This is a genomic window from Paenibacillus sp. Y301 (genome assembly GCF_059445505.1).
The window spans coordinates 55,203-74,583 of record NZ_JCAIUL010000007.1 but is presented as its reverse complement, the minus strand read 5'-3'; the positions used below and the strand labels follow the sequence as shown (position 1 = coordinate 74,583).

General features: G+C 40.3%; 12 protein-coding genes and 2 pseudogenes. 5 read left to right on the top strand and 9 right to left on the bottom strand.

Annotation, left to right across the window (positions count from 1 at the left end):
• Nucleotides 1-91 precede the first annotated feature (91 nt).
• Together metK and AC1D69_RS13660 are read left to right on the top strand one after the other, a co-directional pair.
• Entirely contained in the window at nt 92-1,294 is a 1,203-nt protein-coding gene (gene metK, locus AC1D69_RS13665) for a methionine adenosyltransferase (RefSeq protein WP_495456712.1), read from the top strand.
• Nucleotides 1,295-1,638: 344 nt separating this feature from the next.
• Nucleotides 1,639-5,388 carry a SwmB domain-containing protein gene (locus tag AC1D69_RS13660; protein ID WP_495456711.1) on the top strand — a complete coding sequence of 1,250 codons (3,750 nt, stop codon included), beginning with the start codon at nt 1,639-1,641 and terminating at the stop codon, nt 5,386-5,388.
• A 156-nt stretch (nt 5,389-5,544) separates the two neighbouring features.
• Here the strand turns inward: AC1D69_RS13660 and AC1D69_RS13655 are convergent.
• From AC1D69_RS13655 to AC1D69_RS13625, 7 genes and pseudogenes are all read right to left on the bottom strand, one after another.
• Nucleotides 5,545-6,928: pseudogene (locus tag AC1D69_RS13655) on the bottom strand (RNA-guided endonuclease InsQ/TnpB family protein).
• Nucleotides 6,929-7,163: 235 nt separating this feature from the next.
• On the bottom strand, nt 7,164-7,460 hold the full coding sequence (locus tag AC1D69_RS13650) for a hypothetical protein (protein WP_495456710.1): 297 nt from the start codon (nt 7,458-7,460) through the stop codon (nt 7,164-7,166).
• A gap of 28 nt (nt 7,461-7,488) precedes the next feature.
• Nucleotides 7,489-8,079: a pentapeptide repeat-containing protein gene (locus AC1D69_RS13645; protein ID WP_495456709.1), complete on the bottom strand. Its 591-nt coding sequence runs from the start codon at nt 8,077-8,079 to the stop codon at nt 7,489-7,491.
• Nucleotides 8,080-8,105: 26 nt separating this feature from the next.
• Complete coding sequence (locus AC1D69_RS13640) at nt 8,106-10,199, bottom strand: PrsW family glutamic-type intramembrane protease (RefSeq protein WP_495456708.1); 2,094 nt, start codon at nt 10,197-10,199, stop codon at nt 8,106-8,108.
• Between the two features lie 387 nt (nt 10,200-10,586).
• Nucleotides 10,587-10,673: pseudogene (locus tag AC1D69_RS13635) on the bottom strand (aldo/keto reductase); the annotation flags it as partial.
• Nucleotides 10,674-10,690: 17 nt separating this feature from the next.
• The gene (locus tag AC1D69_RS13630) at nt 10,691-11,584 is read right to left on the bottom strand and encodes a CheR family methyltransferase (RefSeq protein ID WP_495456893.1); all 894 of its coding nucleotides are present in this window, start codon (nt 11,582-11,584) and stop codon (nt 10,691-10,693) included.
• Nucleotides 11,584-14,298: a response regulator gene (locus AC1D69_RS13625; protein ID WP_495456707.1), complete on the bottom strand. Its 2,715-nt coding sequence runs from the start codon at nt 14,296-14,298 to the stop codon at nt 11,584-11,586. Before AC1D69_RS13625 ends, AC1D69_RS13630 begins: the two co-directional genes overlap by 1 nt.
• 174 nt (nt 14,299-14,472) lie before the next feature.
• Here AC1D69_RS13625 and AC1D69_RS13620 point away from each other — a divergent pair, with 174 nt between their 5' ends.
• Complete coding sequence (locus AC1D69_RS13620; protein WP_495456706.1) at nt 14,473-15,648, top strand: serine hydrolase domain-containing protein; 1,176 nt, start codon at nt 14,473-14,475, stop codon at nt 15,646-15,648.
• A 251-nt stretch (nt 15,649-15,899) separates the two neighbouring features.
• Here the strand turns inward: AC1D69_RS13620 and AC1D69_RS13615 are convergent, their stop codons facing one another.
• Nucleotides 15,900-16,145 carry a hypothetical protein gene (locus AC1D69_RS13615; protein WP_495456705.1) on the bottom strand — a complete coding sequence of 82 codons (246 nt, stop codon included), beginning with the start codon at nt 16,143-16,145 and terminating at the stop codon, nt 15,900-15,902.
• Between the two features lie 107 nt (nt 16,146-16,252).
• On the bottom strand, nt 16,253-17,428 hold the full coding sequence (locus AC1D69_RS13610; RefSeq protein WP_495456704.1) for an MFS transporter: 1,176 nt from the start codon (nt 17,426-17,428) through the stop codon (nt 16,253-16,255).
• A gap of 226 nt (nt 17,429-17,654) precedes the next feature.
• Between AC1D69_RS13610 and AC1D69_RS13605 the strand changes: the two genes are divergently transcribed.
• The gene (locus AC1D69_RS13605; RefSeq protein ID WP_495456703.1) at nt 17,655-18,404 is read left to right on the top strand and encodes a YqcI/YcgG family protein; all 750 of its coding nucleotides are present in this window, start codon (nt 17,655-17,657) and stop codon (nt 18,402-18,404) included.
• Nucleotides 18,405-18,629: 225 nt separating this feature from the next.
• Complete coding sequence (locus tag AC1D69_RS13600) at nt 18,630-19,265, top strand: LysE family transporter (RefSeq protein WP_495456892.1); 636 nt, start codon at nt 18,630-18,632, stop codon at nt 19,263-19,265.
• The last annotated feature ends 116 nt before the right edge of the window (nt 19,266-19,381 follow it).

The window sequence follows — 19,381 nt, the reverse complement described above, 5'->3', positions numbered from 1 at the left end:
TGACAAATAAGTTAATATGACCTGTGAGGATTGTAAAGCAACCTTTTCCAATTGGAGAAGGTTCATTTTTTGCTTATTGGGAGGTTAAACTATGTCAATTAAAGGACGTCATCTGTTTACATCTGAGTCCGTTACTGAGGGACATCCAGATAAAATATGCGATCAGATTTCTGATGCGGTGTTGGATGCATTCTTGGCGAACGATCCTAATGCACGTGTTGCATGCGAGGTAGCTGTAGCTACAGGACTAGTTCTAGTTATTGGAGAAATTAGTACCAATTCAGAATATGTAGATATTCCGTCTATTGTAAGAAACACCATTAAGGAAATTGGATATACACGCGCTAAATATGGCTTTGACTATAATACATGCGCTGTCCTCAGCTCATTGAATGAGCAATCTGCTGATATAGCCCAAGGTGTAAATGCTGCATTAGAGAACCGTGATGTTGATCAAATGGATAAGGAAACCGCGGATATTGGTGCAGGAGATCAAGGGTTAATGTTTGGTTTTGCTACAAATGAGACTCCTGAATTGATGCCACTTCCTATCGCGTTAGCTCACCGTATTGCACGTCAGCTTTCTGCAGTACGTAAAGATGGAACACTTGACTACTTGCGTCCAGATGGTAAAACGCAAGTGACGATTGAATATATGGATGATAAGCCAGTACGTGTAGACACGATTGTTGTATCTACGCAACATGCAGAAGAAATTTCGTTAGAACAAATTCAAGCTGACATTAGAGAACATGTTATTCTTCCAGTTGTTCCAGTTGAATTGCTTGATGATAAGACGAAGTATTTCATCAACCCAACAGGACGGTTTGTTATTGGTGGTCCTCAAGGTGATGCGGGTCTAACAGGACGTAAGATCATTGTAGACACATACGGTGGTTATGCACGTCATGGAGGCGGTGCATTCTCGGGTAAGGATCCTACGAAGGTAGACCGTTCTGCAGCTTACGCAGCACGTTACGTAGCTAAGAACTTGGTAGCTGCTGGCCTTGCAGATAAATGCGAGATTCAATTGGCTTATGCCATTGGTGTAGCTACTCCAGTATCTATTAATGTAGATACTTATGGCACGGGTAAAGTAAGTGAGGAAAAGTTAGTTGAACTTATTCAAAATAATTTCGATCTTCGCCCAGCAGGAATTATAAATATGCTTAACTTACGTCGTCCGATTTATAAACAGACAGCAGCCTATGGTCATTTCGGTCGTACTGATCTTGATGTACCTTGGGAACAAGTCGACAAAGCAAGCGCATTAAGAGAACAAGCAGGAATTTAATATTAGATTATTACAAAAGGTACGTGTTAAGCTGCACGTGCCTTTTGTGTTTGAAATTATGATATGAAACTTTTGAGAAATTACCCTTGTGAAATCATTCACATATGAATCTAAGAGATACAACAGAATGAATCCCTTGCAGATTTTAGATAAGAGCTATAAATACTTCAGGTTACTATTGAGTTTAGAACATGTACATATGTTCTACTAAACTTTAATAGCCATACAGCCGAAATAAGTAGTATATGCTTTGCGGTGGGGTCCAAGACACATACTTATTAGTAAAAAGTTTATAAACGTGTGAAGTAAGTAATTATGAGGTTGAAGGGAGATCGTAATCTAATATGAAGAAAAAGTTATCGTTCCTTATGGCGGCACTCTTAATAACTGAGATTATTTTTGGAGTAGCACTAGAGGGAATCTTAGGAGGTGCCAATGTACATGCGGCCACTTCAGCACAAGTATTACCTGTAAACGCTACTTCGTTAACAAACCAGCCCTCAGTAACAAGTATGGGTAGTAACGTTACTGTAAGTTTCTCAACTTATGGTCAACCGGTTGATTTGTTAGGACAGAATTCGTTTAAATTCAAGCTTAACTTTAGTGATTCTGTAGCTAAAGAATCCGGCACAATTAAGATTACAAAGAATGGTGTGTCTAGGTATCAAGTTAACATACAAGATTCGGTTGTTCAGCTCTCGCAAGATGGAAGAGAGGCTGTAGTTACAGTTAGTGACACGAATGCCATAAATGTGATGAAGACAGAAGAGGGCTCCCAATATGATGTGTGGTTGGATAGAGGAGCTTTTAAAGACTCAAGTGGGAATCTAGTAGAGAGTATGAATTGGTCCTTTTCAACAAAGAGCCAAGCGATAGTTAGTAGTCCATTGTCTCCAAGTAATAATGGAGTGAATGTTCCGATCGATACTACGATACAAATGTCATTTGATCGATCAATGATGGTGGGGAGTGGATCCATTGTTGTCTCACCAGGTAATGTTAACGATAGTAGAGCTTTAGTTATACCTGTAAATAAAGCAAGTGTCTCCAACTCGTCGAGTGGAAGTACTATTAGTATTAGCTTACCAAGTATGCTGATGTATGACACAGCTTATACAATAACAGTTCCAACAGGTGCGTTTAAGGATTCATATAATAATCTGTCGCCAATGATAAATGATTGGGGATTTAAAACAGTTGCAGCTACTGCATCATCTGGTTCTCTAATTGTTTCAAAGTTGTCTCCGACAAAAGGAGCCACAGTAACGGCTGTAGCTAGTGATTTGGTAATAACATTTAACAAAGATGTTGCGTTTAGAAATGGCATCTATAATGACAAGATTGTCTTGAAACAGGTGGGGGGCAGTATTATACGTATCAGCACTCCAACAATCAATGGTAATGAAGTTAGATTTAGACCTATAAGCACATTGGGAGCTGATACTAGCTATTACGTTGAAATTGCAGCCGATACCTTGGTTGATAAGGTCAATCCTAATATTACATTTCCAGGATTTAGTGGCAGTTCAATATGGTATTTCAACACGGTATTAGCTGATAAGACGATACCTGTTCTGCAGACAGCACAAATGTATACGAATAATACTATTCGACTTGCATATAATGAGACACTTGATGTTAGTAATAATCCTCATAGCTCTAATTTCACCGTGCTTGTTAATAGTGAGAATCGTCGAGTAAACAGTTCTTACATCATAGGGGATAGCGTTTATGTTGTCTTAGAAGTTGGCGTTGCGGTTAGTCAGAACGTTCAAATTTCTTATACCGCAAGTTTGGGTAACCCGATTCAGGATCAATCTATGAATAGAGCGGCTTCATTTACTAATAAAACGGTTGCGAACAACATGGACACCGTACTACCTAAACCCAAAGAAGGCTCAGTGTATGGGACGACACTATCCCTAATGTTTAATGAGAGTTTGAAATCACCCTCTTCTAATGCATACGATCAATTCACTGTGACAGTGAACGGAAGCTCGGTGGGCGTGCGTAGTATCAGCCAAAGCGGATCTATGTTGTATTTTACCCTTGATAGTTCCATTCCTGATGGAGATGTAGTTCGTATATCTTATCGAGTAGGTTCTTATCCTATACAAGATTTCCGTGGTCAGAATATTACAGAATTCACGGATTTCTATGTGCGAAATACGTATGATACGAAACCACCTGTTTTTATGGGAGCTGAAGGTTCGGGTAACAAAATATATATGAAATATAATGAACCATTAAAGAATACTAATATACCAATGAAGAATCAGATATCTGTATTAGTGAATAATTTACCAGTATATGTAACGGGCATTCAGGTAATGGAAGATAATGTCCAGCTGACACTTTCATCTTCGATTACTACTAGCCAAAATGTGTCCATCTCATATGTTCCGGGTATTGGAAGTGCTAGAATCACGGATCTTAACGGTAATTCCGCTACTCACCTCAACCTAGAGCCTGTCAGTGTCACATTCGGCACACTGGTGCGTGAAGTGAGATCTGCCATAGTCAAAGGCGATACATTGACGATTCAATTTACTAATAGTTTAACAAGTTCATTAAGTACAAATGAACTAAATTCATTATTTTCAGTGAGAGTGGATAACCTTGCTCGATCTATTCAATCATCTTCCTTAAGTGGAAGTACGCTTACTCTACATCTATCATCTCAAGTTCTAATTGGTCAGAGAGTACAAGTATCTTTTAGTTCAGGATACAATACAATTAAAGATAACTTAGGGAATGTTATTCCCTCTTTCAGTAATCTTGATGTACAGAATTTAACGACCAATACGAGTACTAAGCCTGGTAATCTAGGTACGATAAATGCTAGCGAGTTTGGTACGATGATGTATGTTCTCAATTCAAGTGATGTAACAACTAGAAATATCACTTCCAAATATAGTCAAAGTACTAAACGGTACATGATTGATTCAGCAAAATTGAAAATAGCATTTGATTACATGATGACCACGGCAAGTAAAACAATTGCGTTTGAAGTGCCTTCCTCAGAAAGAGCAGCCTATGTAGGAATTCCTCTTCAAGCGATTCAAGAGGCATTATCTAAGAACCAACAAGCACAATTCGCAGTTAAACTAGGGGACAGCATTTATAGTGTGCCATTAGCAAGCTTTAAAGTCAGCAATATTATGAGAGATCTTAATTCAACGAATTCAACGAGTATGATATGGATTCAGATTGAGAAGGTCCCAACAAGTGCTGTATCTGATATCATGAAACAAATAAGTCAAGCTGGAGCTACAATGGTTGTTGACACAACTGAATTCTACGTATCTGCTGAGAATACTACTTCTGGGAAGTCTATACCTTTAAAAGTATCAAGTGAGTATTTGCTTCGTACAACAAAAGCAGTAAATGCGGCTACGACTTCGCTTGTATATTTTGATAAATCTACTGCTCAAATCTCATTTGTACCGACAAAAGTTGAGAAGTTGACTAACAGTACGATTTTACATGCATTCGTAAAGGAAAATTATATAGTAACAGGGGTAACAAATAGCAAATCTTATGGGGATGTTGTTGAACCGTGGGCTAAGGAAGCGATCAATGAATTGGTGGCCAAGTTTATTGTGAGTGGAAGATCACAGGTTGCCTTTGAACCGAGTAAAAATATTACACGGGGGGAATTTGCTGTATTTGTTGCGAAGGCACTTGGATTATCAGGTGATTCGGAAGCAGCAGCGCGTTTCCGTGATGTAAAGTTAACATCCACTACGGGTTCATACATTGGAGCTGCTACGAAAGTAGGTATAATTCATGGTTTTACGGATGGGATGTTTAAACCTGACAGCTTTATCACGCGTGAACAAATGGCTATTATGATGGTTCGGGCTATGGATTATGCAGGGTATAAGACGACCAACACAAGTACGCCTACAGCAACACTATCCAAATTTAGTGATCGCGGTAAGATTCAATCGCTTGAATCAGTATCGAGAGCTGTTAATGCGGGCATCATCCAGGGAGTATCTACAACGAAGTTTGTACCACAAGGGTATGCGACAAGAGCCCAAGCAACGGTAATGTTAAAGAGACTACTTACTGCTGTAGGGTATCTATAGAATCTAGCTTTATATTAAAGGGCAATCTCTTCTGTACTGAAGAGATTGTTCTTTTTATGTTATGAAGGTTCAGGATTATACATCCAATGAATACTCCCGCCACTTACCAACGCTGTCGCTTTGGCTGAAGTGGGGGTTTCTGATGTATCATCCAACTTAATTCAGGATGCTTAACACCAGTGGAGTTGACACGTTGATGGTCTGGTTACCATCCAACCCCTCTATCCCATTCGCTCCTTTGGCGGATACGTTTGGGAATACTTTTCGCATAATATTGGCTGCTCCGTTTACATCGGCATGTACTAAGCCCTTACAATTCTTATACAGACCGCGATACATCCGTTTGCCTGAGAAGGTCCATGTCGCCTTTTCGCCATAACTCGGCAATGGGTCTAGATCTTGGAAGCTAGCTTTCGAGGTATACGCCTCTTCGGTCAGGATAACGACTATTCCCTGTTCTTCTGCCTTATACTTGATCATCTTGATGAGCATCTGATGGGGAATATGACTGAAGGACTGATTGTTTCGTCGTCCGATCCCGGGCGCTTGCTTCCATCCATCGTTATGTCCGATGACGATCGTACCGATGTTATGCTCCACTGCCAACGTAACGATATGATGACTTACTTTGTGGAAGATGTCTTTGATCCAAATGGAGTCGTTCTAATCGTCTGGACGTGTACGCTCCTTCGCGTAGTTCCTTGCCCTGACGAAGAATGCGGGTATAGTACGCCTTCATCTTGTTGTAATACTGATTGATTGCTTTAACGATCTTGCCCTTCACGATGAGCGGTTTCGCTCCGGTCGTCGTGACGATGGTTGCAAGATTGTCGACGCCAAGATCTATGGCCAGCACGTGTTCTTGTACCACTTCCTTCTTTTCCATAGGATAAGCGAAGATCATTTCAACCACGTATTGTCCATGGCTTGGAACAACACGCACTTGCATCAGTTGCCCGTCAGTACAGCCCAGTTTACCGATGTTCAGTTGTAGCTTGGTCTTTGGAAACTTGAGACATTTCCGTTCTTTGATCACACAATCCTGATTGGAGAATATGACTTCCTTCACCCTGTTCCGAGCGTACCCTGGAATATGTGGCTTGCCGTTGTACTTCTCATGATGCTGGCGGTAGTCCTTGATACTGGCAAAGAAGGCATTCCAATTGTGGAACACCACCTTCATGATTCCCTGACTGCACTGCGTTGGGAGCGCCCGATAATCGATTTGATTCATCACTTTGAACAAAGCATCCAAGAAGTTATAGTGAACAAAAGGACTCTCTTGCGAGGGTAGCTTGAACGGATAGGAACGGTTGTTATCTCTTCTTCGTTCGTTCATGACGTCAATATGGGATGCCAGCGTGTCCAGAACTTCCTGTTGCAACGGCTGAAGAGGCTCATTCTTCCCAAAAGCGGTAACGATCTGTCGGATGTAAAAATTGGTCGTGTTATACAGATTCTTGGCATCCTGACATGCTTGATCGAGGTATGCAAACAAGCGATGACCTGGTTTAATCCACACTTGATGGGTTCTGTACATTGACTTTGAATCTGACAAAGCTTCACCCCCTTACAGTTGCATAATGAGAACGTATGTTCTAACTCTATTGTACCTCTTAAGATATAAGAAGGGAAGAACATCTTGTGGGATTATTCTGGAGGTCGCCGATTCACCTCACTACTTATAGAAGTGGGCGTCCTCTCGGCGAAAAATGATAGAATCAATATAGATAATTAGGAGAAAGTAAAAAAAAGCCACTCACTGCGGCTTTTGATTATATTTCTTTATCCCATTCGATCCAGCCATTCTCATACTTTCCTTCTTCTAATAGTCCTGATAAGTATACTTGTTTCAATTGATCGTAGAAATCATTAAAACCATTGTTAAATGCATTGATAATCTTTTGCTCACTTTGTTTGATATGTTCCTCATTACTAAACAAGTTGCGAGCCAGTGCTTCAGAAGTATAAGTGAATTGTTTCGTTTCAACAGCCTCATATAGTTTATGAAGATGCCTTTTAAAATGGTTGTAACCACTATCAGCAGAGATATTCTCTTCTATCGAGCCCAATTAAATAAATTTATCTCCTAGTTGAGTGTTACCCACTTATCTGCTCTATCAACCATTTGTGAATCTCATCGCCTTCCAACCTAATTGGTTCCTCTTCTGTTCCAACAAAAATATGTTGGGCAGACACTTCATCAATCCCTTTTGCACCTTTAAAGTTAGTTCCATAGAGAAGGGCTCCTTCAAGTAATGCGCTTGTCAAATCAACGTTAGAAAAATTTGCGTGACTTAAATTTGCTCTACGAAAAGAGGCTCGACGAAAATCCGACCCAGATAAGTCAGCAAAGCTAAGATTTGCATCTTCAAATGACGCCTTTATACCTATGCAATTTTTCAATATCGAATTTTTTAATGACGCGAAATCAAATACGGTTTTACTTAGCATACTTTCCGAGAGATTTGCTTCATCAAACGAAGTACTTAAAAAATAGCAATCACTCATGTCATTATTAGTTAAGATTGAATGGTTCACATTTGATTCTACAATTAATGAACAACTTAGATTCATACCCGTAACCTCTAATTTGGACATTTCTCTTTGTTCAATTTCTAATTTTTCACCTGTTTCACCATCTGAATCTGCCCATTGGCTATGCTTCATAAATATGCTGTCATTATCCATGCAAACCTTCCTTTCGGATATTTAAGTTATGGCCACCACAATATTTTATCACTTAAACCTAATTTGTTAACTGCCTCGCTTACTTCTTTAATATGTTCAGGGAACATTTTTGTAGAATCTATGATTACATTTTCACCTTTGGAAAGAGACTCTTGAATATCAGCAACTGCCTTTTCCAATGAGTACCCCTTTGGAGCAAATTTAGAGTACCATCCTTTTACGTCCCATTTTACACCTGCAGCGTCAATAAACTCTGCTCCAGCTGGATTAGGATCCCTGATTATAGGACCAGGTAAATCCCCTCTTGCCTCTAACTCTAAGCCAGCTTGTCTCTCGATCTTTGATTTTTCATTAATTTTAAAATTTTTAGCTGGATCTTCAGCTAAACTGTCATACTCTTCCGGAGGTCTATTAAAGTATTTTCCTTCATCACCATACTTGTTCATCAAGTCTTTATAGTATTCCGGAGATGACTCCCTAATATTATCCAATTCCTCTTTTGACATCCCCGGAGGCTTCTGTTTATTCGGGACGTCAATATCCGGCTTCCGAGAACCGAGCTTATCCAGAAGCTTACGCACATAGCTGCGTCCTTTTTTTCCAGCCCATGCTAACGCTTTGCCGAATGGTATTCGGCTTAATACAATGCCTATAGCCACGGAAAGCGCATTTTCGGGAGTTAGCAACTTCTTCGGATCGCGGATATAACCGGCGATCTCATGTCCGCCTCCGGCGATTCCCATGCCTGTTAACGCGACGCCTAGTGCCGGCCAGAATCCGACGAACAACAGTGACAAGGCAAGAGCCCCGAGCACGATCGCACCCTGTTCATACCATTCCAGCCGATCCCACCAATTTTGAAGCGAATCGAAAAGGCAGGCGAAACATGCCGTTTCGCCTCCACCCGTATGAGCACCGAAACCTGCGAACAGAACGGCAACAAGTAGAATTACAGCGAGTCCGGTCAGTGCCTGGCAAAGAGCTTTAACCCGAGCATGGACTGGCCCCTCTCTACCGGCTGCTTCATTATTGCCATAAAGCATATGAAATCCAAGTTCTCTGCGCTCCCGGTAAAAGCCGAGCCAATATGTGAATTTCCCTCGGTCCAACCATATCGAGCGGGACATATTCCACAGTTCAGTAAACGGATTAAGAAGAGGCTCGTTCGGTAGCGACGGAAGTCGGTTTCGTATTTTGTTCAATGACCAGTAATCGGCAAAAATCGATACGGCCAGCATCCACAGGAAAGCCGACTGAGTTTTATAACCGCTACCAGTCCAATCATGAAGCCGAAACACCCATTTCGGTAGCTGGCCCTGACCGTTATAGGCCGCGTGATCTAGAATGGACAAAAGCAAAATGATGATAGGGAACAGTAAAACCCATGTCGTCAGTCTTGTCCGCAGCCGATAGGCAATTCCGCACGCAAGCGCGATCATCGCGGTATGTACGGGATGACCAACGGTCATCAACGTCGGAAAAAAACTTTCTTCGAAACGCCCTGGAAACAGCGAGAATAAGTCCCAGTGAATTGTTTCACCGCCCAGCCATGTAGAGCCGTAGTCAACACTTCCCGAACTTATCCACCTTCGAGAAAGCTCCTCCATCAGTTGGAAGCCGACTCCGGTTGCCGCGCCGATGAGCGTATAATCGCTTAAACTTAAGGCGGAAGCTTTACGTGAGAACAACAGAAAAATGCCTAGTGGAAGGAGCTTCCACAATTCTTCGAAAATTGGCGTGATAACGGCAATGGACCATGTGTCGGATGTTTCCCCGCCGAAAAGCACGTGAAGAGTATTGACCGTAATCGATGTGAAGGGTACAACAAATATAACGCCTGCCAGAACAAACAAAGCGATCAGCTTCCACGGCATCGTTTTGCTTCGGCACAGAACCCAAAATTGCAGTAGCACATAAAACGACCATAAATATTGAACCATCATGGTACGAGCGTCTTTAACGAAAAACAAGCTTAAAACAAACATGATTAGCGAAAAGCAGGAAACAATCGTATACGCCGTTTTGATAAACGGATATTTCTCAATCCATGAATGGCAAGTTCGATAGATGGCCTCAAGGAAATCCCGAATTCCGGTTCGAATGGACCAGATCGTATTCATAAAGGTCGCCTCCTTTGAAAGCCGACTTCGTGCGAGTTGGACGTCTCTCTTGACGACCGTCTAGCACGTGTAATGAGAAGAACACATGAAAACCATGCTCACCGATCGATCGGAAGTATATAGAGTAACTCCGCAACATGTTCCTACCCTGTTTCTCACAGGGTATTAGTAATTATATGTATTATTATAAATATATGTCATAAGTCGCTGGTCTCAAAAAACCGGGAACCTAGGTGGAAATGAGCTGCAGCCGATTTGAATGTTAAAATATACAGAAAGTGGATGAAGTATGAATTCAAATAAAATAAGGATACTCTTCAATTAGCTGAAGAGCATCCTTATTTTATTGCTTTAGTATCATATTAAAGTATCCTCTGGAGTCAGTTCAAAATCAAATACCCCGATTGCTTTGATTTTACCCGCTTTATAGAGTTCTTCCATCGCGCGGTAAGTTCCATAATAATCATTAAATGGCTATTTGAAAAAACCAATCAACAAGGCTCACCTTGTTGATTGGTTTTATTCTTCTGGTAGATGACTTCTTCATAATTAACAGTCTGATATATATGCTGGCTGTTGTTAAAAAGGATAGATTCTTTATGGCCGAGACATAAGAAACCATCCCCACGAAGACTATCTATAAATAATTGATGGGCCCTATTTTGTAAACTTTTGTTGAAATAAATAAGGACATTACGACATAAGATCACATGGAATGCTTGAAAAGACCCATCTGTAGCCAAATTATGTTTTTCAAAAGAAATGGATTCCACGATATGAGGCGAAATATAAGCGTAATGCTCATCTGTAGAATAATAGTCTGACAGACTCCGCTTACCACCTGCCAGTATATAATTACGATTATATACTTTCATTCGCTGCAGTGGAATTTTACCCTGTTTAGCCGTATCGATAGCTTGTTGACTCATATCTGTTGCATAGATCTTTGCTCGATCTAACAATCCTTCTTCACTTAATAAGATCGCCAAGGATATTGCTTCCTCACCAGTAGCACAACCCGCATGCCAAATATAAATTGATCTATAATCGCGGAGTTTAGGAACGATTTCTTTGCGAAAAGCATGGAAAAATGAAGGATCCCGAAACATTTCTGTTACTTGAATGGAGAAATCACTTAAGATGTCGGGTACGAACTCCGGTTCATGAATAATTTTATTTAAAAGTAGGGTCAAGGTGGGCAGCCCTTCTTTAGCCATACGAGTCTTAAGACGACGAAGGATATGAAGAAGACTATAATTTCGAAAGTCATGACCCGTTAATCTATAAAATGTCTCCAAGAACAGATCCAGTTCGAATCGTTCCCTATCCGATTCATCAAGAGACTCATGACTCATAGACGAAGGTTGATCCAGATGATCGCCCATCATGATTTACTCAACCATACACGCATAACTGAAAATAATTGTTCCAAATTCAATGGTTTGCTAATAAAGTCTGAAGCGCCGGCTTCCAAACTATCCAAACGATCCTGATTCATTGCTTTTGCTGTAACGGAAACAATGGGTAACTCCGATCGCATATTGCGAATAATCTTAATAGCTTCGTATCCGTTCATTCCCGGCATCATAATATCCATGAGTACAATATCAAAGTCCTGTTCGTTAATTAAATCAATGGCATGCTGACCTGTGGTAGCGGTACAAACAATCATGCCCTTATTTTTTAGTGGCGGAGTTAAAGCTAACAAATTACGTTCATCATCATCAACAATAAGTACATGTTTTTCTTCAAAGAGAGTCGAATTCTTTTCCGGTTGATCAGAAAGAGGTTTCCTTGTCTCTCCTTCTCCTTCTTCTCCTTCAGAAGTGAAACCTTCTTTGGTTACGGCTATCATTTCTTGGTTTACATCCGATTGAATATCACCATTAGGGTTAATAGGTAGAATAACGGTAAATGTACTGCCTTCGTTTTCCTTACTATCTACGTAAATGTTTCCTCCTAATAGCTTCACAAGTTGACGAGATATGGAAAGCCCTAAACCGGTTCCTCCATACTCCCGTTCAATCGTTCCATCAGCTTGATGAAAAGCTTCAAATATCTGTTCTATATGGTTTGCTGCTATACCAATTCCTGTATCCTTAACTATAAAACTGATAGACTCACATAGCTGAATACCATCCATTGCATGCCCCAATTTGTCATCTACAGATTTCTGAATTCTAAACTCTACGCTACCTTTGCTTGTAAACTTAATTGCATTAGAAATCAGGTTTTTGAGAATTTGCTGTAGCCTAATCTCATCCGTCACAATAATATTCGGAAGATCCGGGTCTACTACAATATTGAATTCAAGCTGCTTTTTCTGTGTAAGTGAGGCAAAATGCTGGTTCATAATCTGTGGAATTTCCGTTATATTAACGGGTTCTAGGACTACATTAATCATTCCTGCCTCAACTTTGGAAAGATCTAGAATATCATTAATCAAGTTTAAAAGATCCTGCCCGCTCGAATGTATATAATTCACATATCCTAATTCTTCTTCAGTCAGAGTACCATTATTGTTTTCTTCTAAAAATTGTGAGAACAAGAGCATGCTGTTCAGCGGTGTTCGGAGTTCATGTGACATATTAGCTAAAAATTGTGATTTATAATTCGAATTGGATTTGGCCTGTTCTGCATATCGCTCCATCTCAATACGAGAATTCTCAGACTCTACTGATTTTATCCGGATGTAATGATTCTGCTCTTCTAATTGGTTATTCACACTTCGTAACTCTTCGGATTGATTTTCGAGCTCTTCAGCATGAACTTGAAGCTCCTCATTCAGGTGACTTGATTCACGATATAACTCCTGAATTTCCGTATGGCTCAACACATTTTGCACAACGGATCCAAATGGTGCAACAATTTCCTTGAGAATCATTTTGTCCTGGGACATAAATTTACTCAAAGAGGCAAGCTCCAGAACAGCTAATATTTGACCCTGAAATTCAATAGGCATGATATAGATCGAGTGAGGATCAGTCTCTCCTAATGCTGAATCAATCTTTACATAATCGGATGGAACAGTGTCCAGCTCAATAATTTTGTTATCCTTTGCACTTTGTCCAATCAATCCTTCCCCTAGCAGGAAGCTTTTCTTACCGATGGACATCCCTGTTCCAGCATAGGATGCTGTTTTAATATACATAATTGAATGATGTCGTTCGCTCTGGATATATAAAGCACCATATTGAAACTCAATAATTGAAGATAACTTGGAAAGAAAACGTTCAGAAAGTTCCACAGAATCTTTAACACCATGAAACATAATACCCATTTCCGCTACTTGATTCAAAAGATTGCTCTGTTGTTGATGTTCTGCCAGAAGTACATTCGTTACCTTGCCTAATTCACCGATCTCATCTTGAGTCTTGATTTGAATTCTTCTACCGGAATTTCCGCCTCCGCTAACCGCGATCTCTTGTATAGCTGTCGTAATATCCTTAATTGTTCTTACAATGTATTTAGAAGTTATAAAAGCGATAATTAACGATAAAATAATGAGTAGAAAGCCGATCACATATAAATAAATAACAAGCATTTTATTATTATGATTTTGATCTGTGATTCGGACTGTCGATAACTGGTTTTCAATATCCCGGAAGTTACCCACTTGAGCACGGATATTATCAATTTGTTTAATACCTACATTCTCATTAAAAGACTCAGTGATTATTTGCTCAAGATTTGATCTTTTGAGTTCAATGATAGGTTCACCATTTGAAGTAATCCATTCGTTAATATGATTATGAATAGACTTTAGATTTTGAATTTGTTTGGGATTGTCAACTACTTGTTCCAATAACAAGTTATACGTATCTTCCCAGTTCAACTTCGCTTGTGTATATGGCTCTAGATAAATAGCGTTGCCAGTAATGACAAACCCACGTTGTCCTGTTTCCATATTAATAACATGCGCTTCGAGTTTGTTCGTCAGGTCGGAGATATCCCGATCATGTTCGGTTATCGTTTTGATCTCAGCTTGCATAGAGGAGATTCTATAATGTATCAACCCAATTGAACTAATCAGGAAAAATATCACAATAAGATATCCCGCTAATATTTTCATCTGCACATTCCATTTAATCTTTAACACGAAAGTTCCTCACATTCATAAAGTAACGTTTAATTGATGACATAATAACCTTATCTATATTTGTTATCTGAATATCTATACAACCGCTCGAAATGTGTTTACTATTATCTCTAGTAAATTGTTAATATCCGTTCTAATATAAGAAACTTATCTAGAGAAGGAGCAATATGAGACATGCTGGATCAGAACATAACTAACCAATTGAGAAAAACGTTGAAAGCAAGTATCGACAATAAGGAAATCGCTGGTGCGAACTTCATGGTGATCAAAGATGGCAACGAAGTTTATTACCATGAAGATGGCTTCGCAGACCTCGAGTCGGGACGTCCAATGGCAAGAGATTCGATTTTTCGTTTATACTCGATGACTAAACCGGTTACTGCCACATCCATCATGATGCTACTCGAGCGAGGCGATATCGATTTGTTCGATCCTGTTAACCGCTATATTCCGGGTTTCAAAAACCAGCTGGTCGAGAAAAATGGTGCACTGATGCCTATCAACCGGGAGGTCAACATTCAGGACTTGTTGAACATGACATCGGGATTGGCATACGGCGGAACCGACAAAGCTGGGCAGCATACGGATGCATTGTTCCAAGAATTAGGTAGCCGTTTGTATAGTGAAACCCCAATGAGCACCATGGAATTCGCAAACCGCCTGGGCCAAGGTCCCCTTTCGTTCGATCCAGGATTAACCTGGCAATATGGAACATCGGCAGATGTTCTTGGCGCAATTGTGGAAACGGTTAGCGGCATGCGGTACGGCAAATTTTTGGAAAAGGAAATATTCGAGCCGCTGCAAATGAAAGATACGGGTTTCTGGCTCCCTGAAGAAAAGAGACAGCGTCTTGCTAAAACCTATCAAGATGACGGCGAAGGAGGCTTGAAACTGTACACGGAGAGCCATCTTGGTATCGGTCATCAGATGGATCGGGATCCGGCATTTGAGTCTGGCGGGGCAGGCCTTGCGTCCACGATTGACGATATCGCTAAATTTACGACGATGCTAATGAATCAAGGTAGCTTGAACGGTGTGGAGTTGTTGAAGCCCCGAACAGTTAAATATATGACGTCAGCTGCTTTAACCACTTCACAGCAAAAAGGCTTCGATACAAACCACTCATTGTGTGGTCATAGCTACGGCAACCAGATGCGCATTATGAAAGACACCGAGAAAGCCGGATTTATCGGTGGCCAAGGTGAATACGGCTGGGACGGATGGCTTGGCGCATACTTCAGCAACTGTCCTCAAGAGGGTCTAACTTTTCTATTTATGATCCAGAAAAAAGATGCCGGCACGATGTCGATTACACGCAAGCTACGCAATATCGTATTCAGCACCTTGTAAGGAGCAAATAAAGAGCTCAGATCGGCAAAGGGTTCACATTTTGTTCTCGACCTATACAAAGTAGGAAATCTGGGGGATTTATAAAAACTTAAGCATGTTATATCATAGCACTCCCCACCATCTACCAATATCATAAAAAAACTTATTATTACTAAGCGTAATAATAAGTTTTTTTGTATTTATTATATCGATGTGAAATGAAAGCTTAGCACGAGAACGGCTTTTCCTTCTTCGTGTTAGTAAGTAAATTTTTAAATTATTCGTTGTTGAATTTCACTTACAATAAGCCAGTTCGCATCAATGAGCGCCCAATTCTCAATAGTAAATAATCTAGCGACAGTCTTACCGTTAAACTCTATTATTAAATCGTAGAACACCGCTGCATTCTCATTGTCCTTAAGGCTAATAACTCTATCATTAAATATCTTCTTTCCCCCAAGTAATTGATGAACAGAGTCATTCATTCCAGTGATTGATTCATCCTTGTTGAAGATCATAGGTTCTTAACAGCCCATCTGTCACCTGAAGCATAGGACACCACCCTTAAATGTTATATTGTCGGCTTGACATCTTCCATTATAAGAGCATCAAATCTGAAAAAATATTAGGATCCAACCTTACGTCTTAAGACGACATTAACCATCTCAGAAGATACCAACATCATACTAAATAGGATGAGCAAAATAATAGGTACCATGGACATTCCAAATTGACTTGCAATAATACCCATGGCTAATGGGATCAGTGTTGAACCAACATAAGCACTTGCCATTTCAAGGCCAATGACGCTTGGGGAAGCCTTCTCTCCAAAACGTTCCGGTGTTGCATGAACAATACTTGGAAAGATTGGTGCTCCTCCTAACCCCATCATAAATAGGGCTCCCGCTGCTATCCAATAAGGGACAGGCAAAACAAGAATAAATAGTCCAATACAGCCCACAATTGCGCCATATCTTATTAGATTTTTACTAGATACGTTAGTGGAGAGAAATCCAGATATAATTCGACCAATGATGATTCCGATAAAGAATAGGGAGGTTAAAGCTGCTGCTGTACTCGGAGAAACTCCTTTATTCCCTATAAAAAAGGATGCCATCCATAGACCAACGGCTGTTTCGGAACCATTGTAACAGAGCATAGTAACCATGGATATTTTCACACCTGGAATCCGTAAAGCCTCCCGGTTGCTGACCAGTTTCCTTTCGCTGCTTCCTTCTTCTACTTTTCTCTTCTCGAAGATCTTCCATAAAGATAACGACACCAATAATATCACGGCTATAGTAAATAAAATTATCCCTACCATAGTGTATCCCGTACGCCAGTTGTTCTCATGATTCAGCCAAAATGACATTACCATTGGACCCGTAACTGCTCCAATTCCCCAAAAACAATGTAGCCAACTCATATGCTTAGCTTTGAAATGTAGTGCTACATAGTTGCTCAATGCCGCATCCACGGAACCAGCACCAAATCCCAAAGGAATAGCAAGAAGAACTAGAAATATGAAATCATCTGAAAAAGAGTATCCAAACAAAGCAATCGTCGTAGACAGTATGCTGACCAATGTTACTTTTCCTGTACCGTATCTGTGCAACAATCGGCTAGCAAATAAACTCGATATTACCGTACATAATGAGATCATTAACGCTACGTACCCTGCCATTTCTGCTGTGGCACCTATATCGTGCTGCATAATGGGCCAAGCGCTACCAAGCAAAGCGTCTGGCAATCCTAGACCTATAAATGTGAGATAAATAATTAATAGTAGTAATATAACCATCGTGGCTCGCTCCTCATCCGTGATTTTTTCCATTATTTAGCTATCACTTATCTGAAACGACTTCGATTCGCATCACAGATATAATATTATGGAATTTATTTAGTGAAAACTACCAATATTTTGATTAAATATATCAAAAATATGATATTTCAGATAGTAAAAAAGTATTCGAACAGTCACCATTTTCCCTCTAGGCGATATGCTGTATGTAAAAGGAGGTCTGTTTATGCCTAGTTTGCATCTATATAAGGAATTAGAGATTGAAGAGCTTCCGCTGGAACCTTGGAAGAAGGATGCCTCCCGGTTGTTTGCTTCCAAGATGAGTGACAGGGAAGCACGATTTCCCTGTATTCCTGCCACACAAGCATTCGCTCTTGGTCATCTCCGGTATGGGTTTCTACCTAATCCTTGGCACGAGTCCTCGGGCCGTAAGCTAGCGGAGATCCTTGCGGAGTATGGTCAATCATCGCATTCTGTCGGTGATTACTCATCGTTGGTTGTCTTTTTTGAAGCGGAGGACTATAGAAGAAATGTCTTGGAATATGAAGCCGTGTTCTGGAACTTATTAAGTCAAGTTAGCAGTTTAGACAACACCCCATGGCCAGTGGATATTCCAGAAGATCCTGAACAGACGATGTGGGAGTTCTGCTATGATGAAGAGCGCTATTTCGTCTATTGTGGCACTCCTGCACATACCAACCGTCAGAGCCGAAGTTTTCCTTATTTCATGCTAGCATTGACACCTCGCTGGGTGTTGGATCTGTGGAACGCTAATCCTCAGAGATCAGCTATGATTGCTCCCCGAATTCGTGAGCGATTGGCCGCATATGACGTCGCACCAGCCCATCCTGAACTGAAGCAATATGGATCACAGGGAAATCTTGAATACAAGCAGTACTTTCTACGAGACAACGATACTTCAACGGCTAGATGCCCATTCCATCATGCCATTCAAAAGGAAATAGCTGAAAAGTAGATCAACGTCATACGTAAAGAAGCAGATTCCCAGGTGAATTTGCTTCTTTTATGTCTAACTGTACGTTGCCAGGATATTAATTCTTACAGATTTTTTGCCCTTACAGCAGCCAGTATGCGTATTCTCTCCTCTCCCCCAACTTCAAAAACATGTAGTAAAAATAGGTTTGTCCGAATAACATAATTACATAGCATGTACATAACTAGTTAAAGGGGGAAGAGCAAGATTAGTATATTTCTTAGTTATATTTTTCTTGGATTATCACTTTCCGCACCCATTGGACCTATCAATGCTGCACAGCTAAACAAAGGGATTCAAGGTGGGTTTTGGCATGCCTATGTTCTCGGGCTGGGTGCGATCATTGCCGACGTCATCTATATGTTACTAGTGTATTTTGGAGTCATTCATCTACTTGACTCTCCATTTATAAAAGCCTTTCTATGGCTTTTCGGTTTTTTTGTGTTGGTATATACAGGTGTTGAAAGTATTAAAGATGCAGGGAAGATATCATCTGTAGCTGATATGCGAAGTAGTGGTACAACATTAAGTAAGACGTTTATCTCAGGATTCCTGTTGTCTTTATTGAATCCACTGACTATTCTGTTCTGGCTTGGTATTTTTGGATCTATACTGGCAAAGACGGCCAGTCAATTCCCGATGCAGCAGCTCTTAATATACAGCGGGGCTATCTTGCTAGGCATTCTCCTTTGGGATGCAACCATGGCCGCTGCGTCAAGTATGTTTCGTAAATTTCTGACACTTCGAGTTCTGAAATCTATTTCTATAATATCAGGACTATCGCTTATAGGGTTTGGATTGTATTTTGGTATAGAAGCATTTAAATTCCTATTCATTCACTAACACTTTTCGCATACAGGTAATTCCATTACAGCTTTCTTATAAAAGAAAATGACACATACTTCAATTAAAAAACACCTCCAAGGTTGTCCTCATATCTTAAGATATGGTTACATCTC

Coding starts and splice junctions, on each gene's coding strand:
- metK (WP_495456712.1), top strand. CDS start 92: ATGTCAATTAAAGGACGTCATCTGTTTACATCTGAGTCCGTTACTGAG.
- AC1D69_RS13660 (WP_495456711.1), top strand. CDS start 1,639: ATGAAGAAAAAGTTATCGTTCCTTATGGCGGCACTCTTAATAACTGAG.
- AC1D69_RS13645 (WP_495456709.1), bottom strand. CDS start 8,079: ATGGATAATGACAGCATATTTATGAAGCATAGCCAATGGGCAGATTCA.
- AC1D69_RS13640 (WP_495456708.1), bottom strand. CDS start 10,199: ATGAATACGATCTGGTCCATTCGAACCGGAATTCGGGATTTCCTTGAG.
- AC1D69_RS13630 (WP_495456893.1), bottom strand. CDS start 11,584: ATGGGCGATCATCTGGATCAACCTTCGTCTATGAGTCATGAGTCTCTT.
- AC1D69_RS13620 (WP_495456706.1), top strand. CDS start 14,473: ATGCTGGATCAGAACATAACTAACCAATTGAGAAAAACGTTGAAAGCA.
- AC1D69_RS13615 (WP_495456705.1), bottom strand. CDS start 16,145: ATGATCTTCAACAAGGATGAATCAATCACTGGAATGAATGACTCTGTT.
- AC1D69_RS13610 (WP_495456704.1), bottom strand. CDS start 17,428: ATGGTTATATTACTACTATTAATTATTTATCTCACATTTATAGGTCTA.
- AC1D69_RS13605 (WP_495456703.1), top strand. CDS start 17,655: ATGCCTAGTTTGCATCTATATAAGGAATTAGAGATTGAAGAGCTTCCG.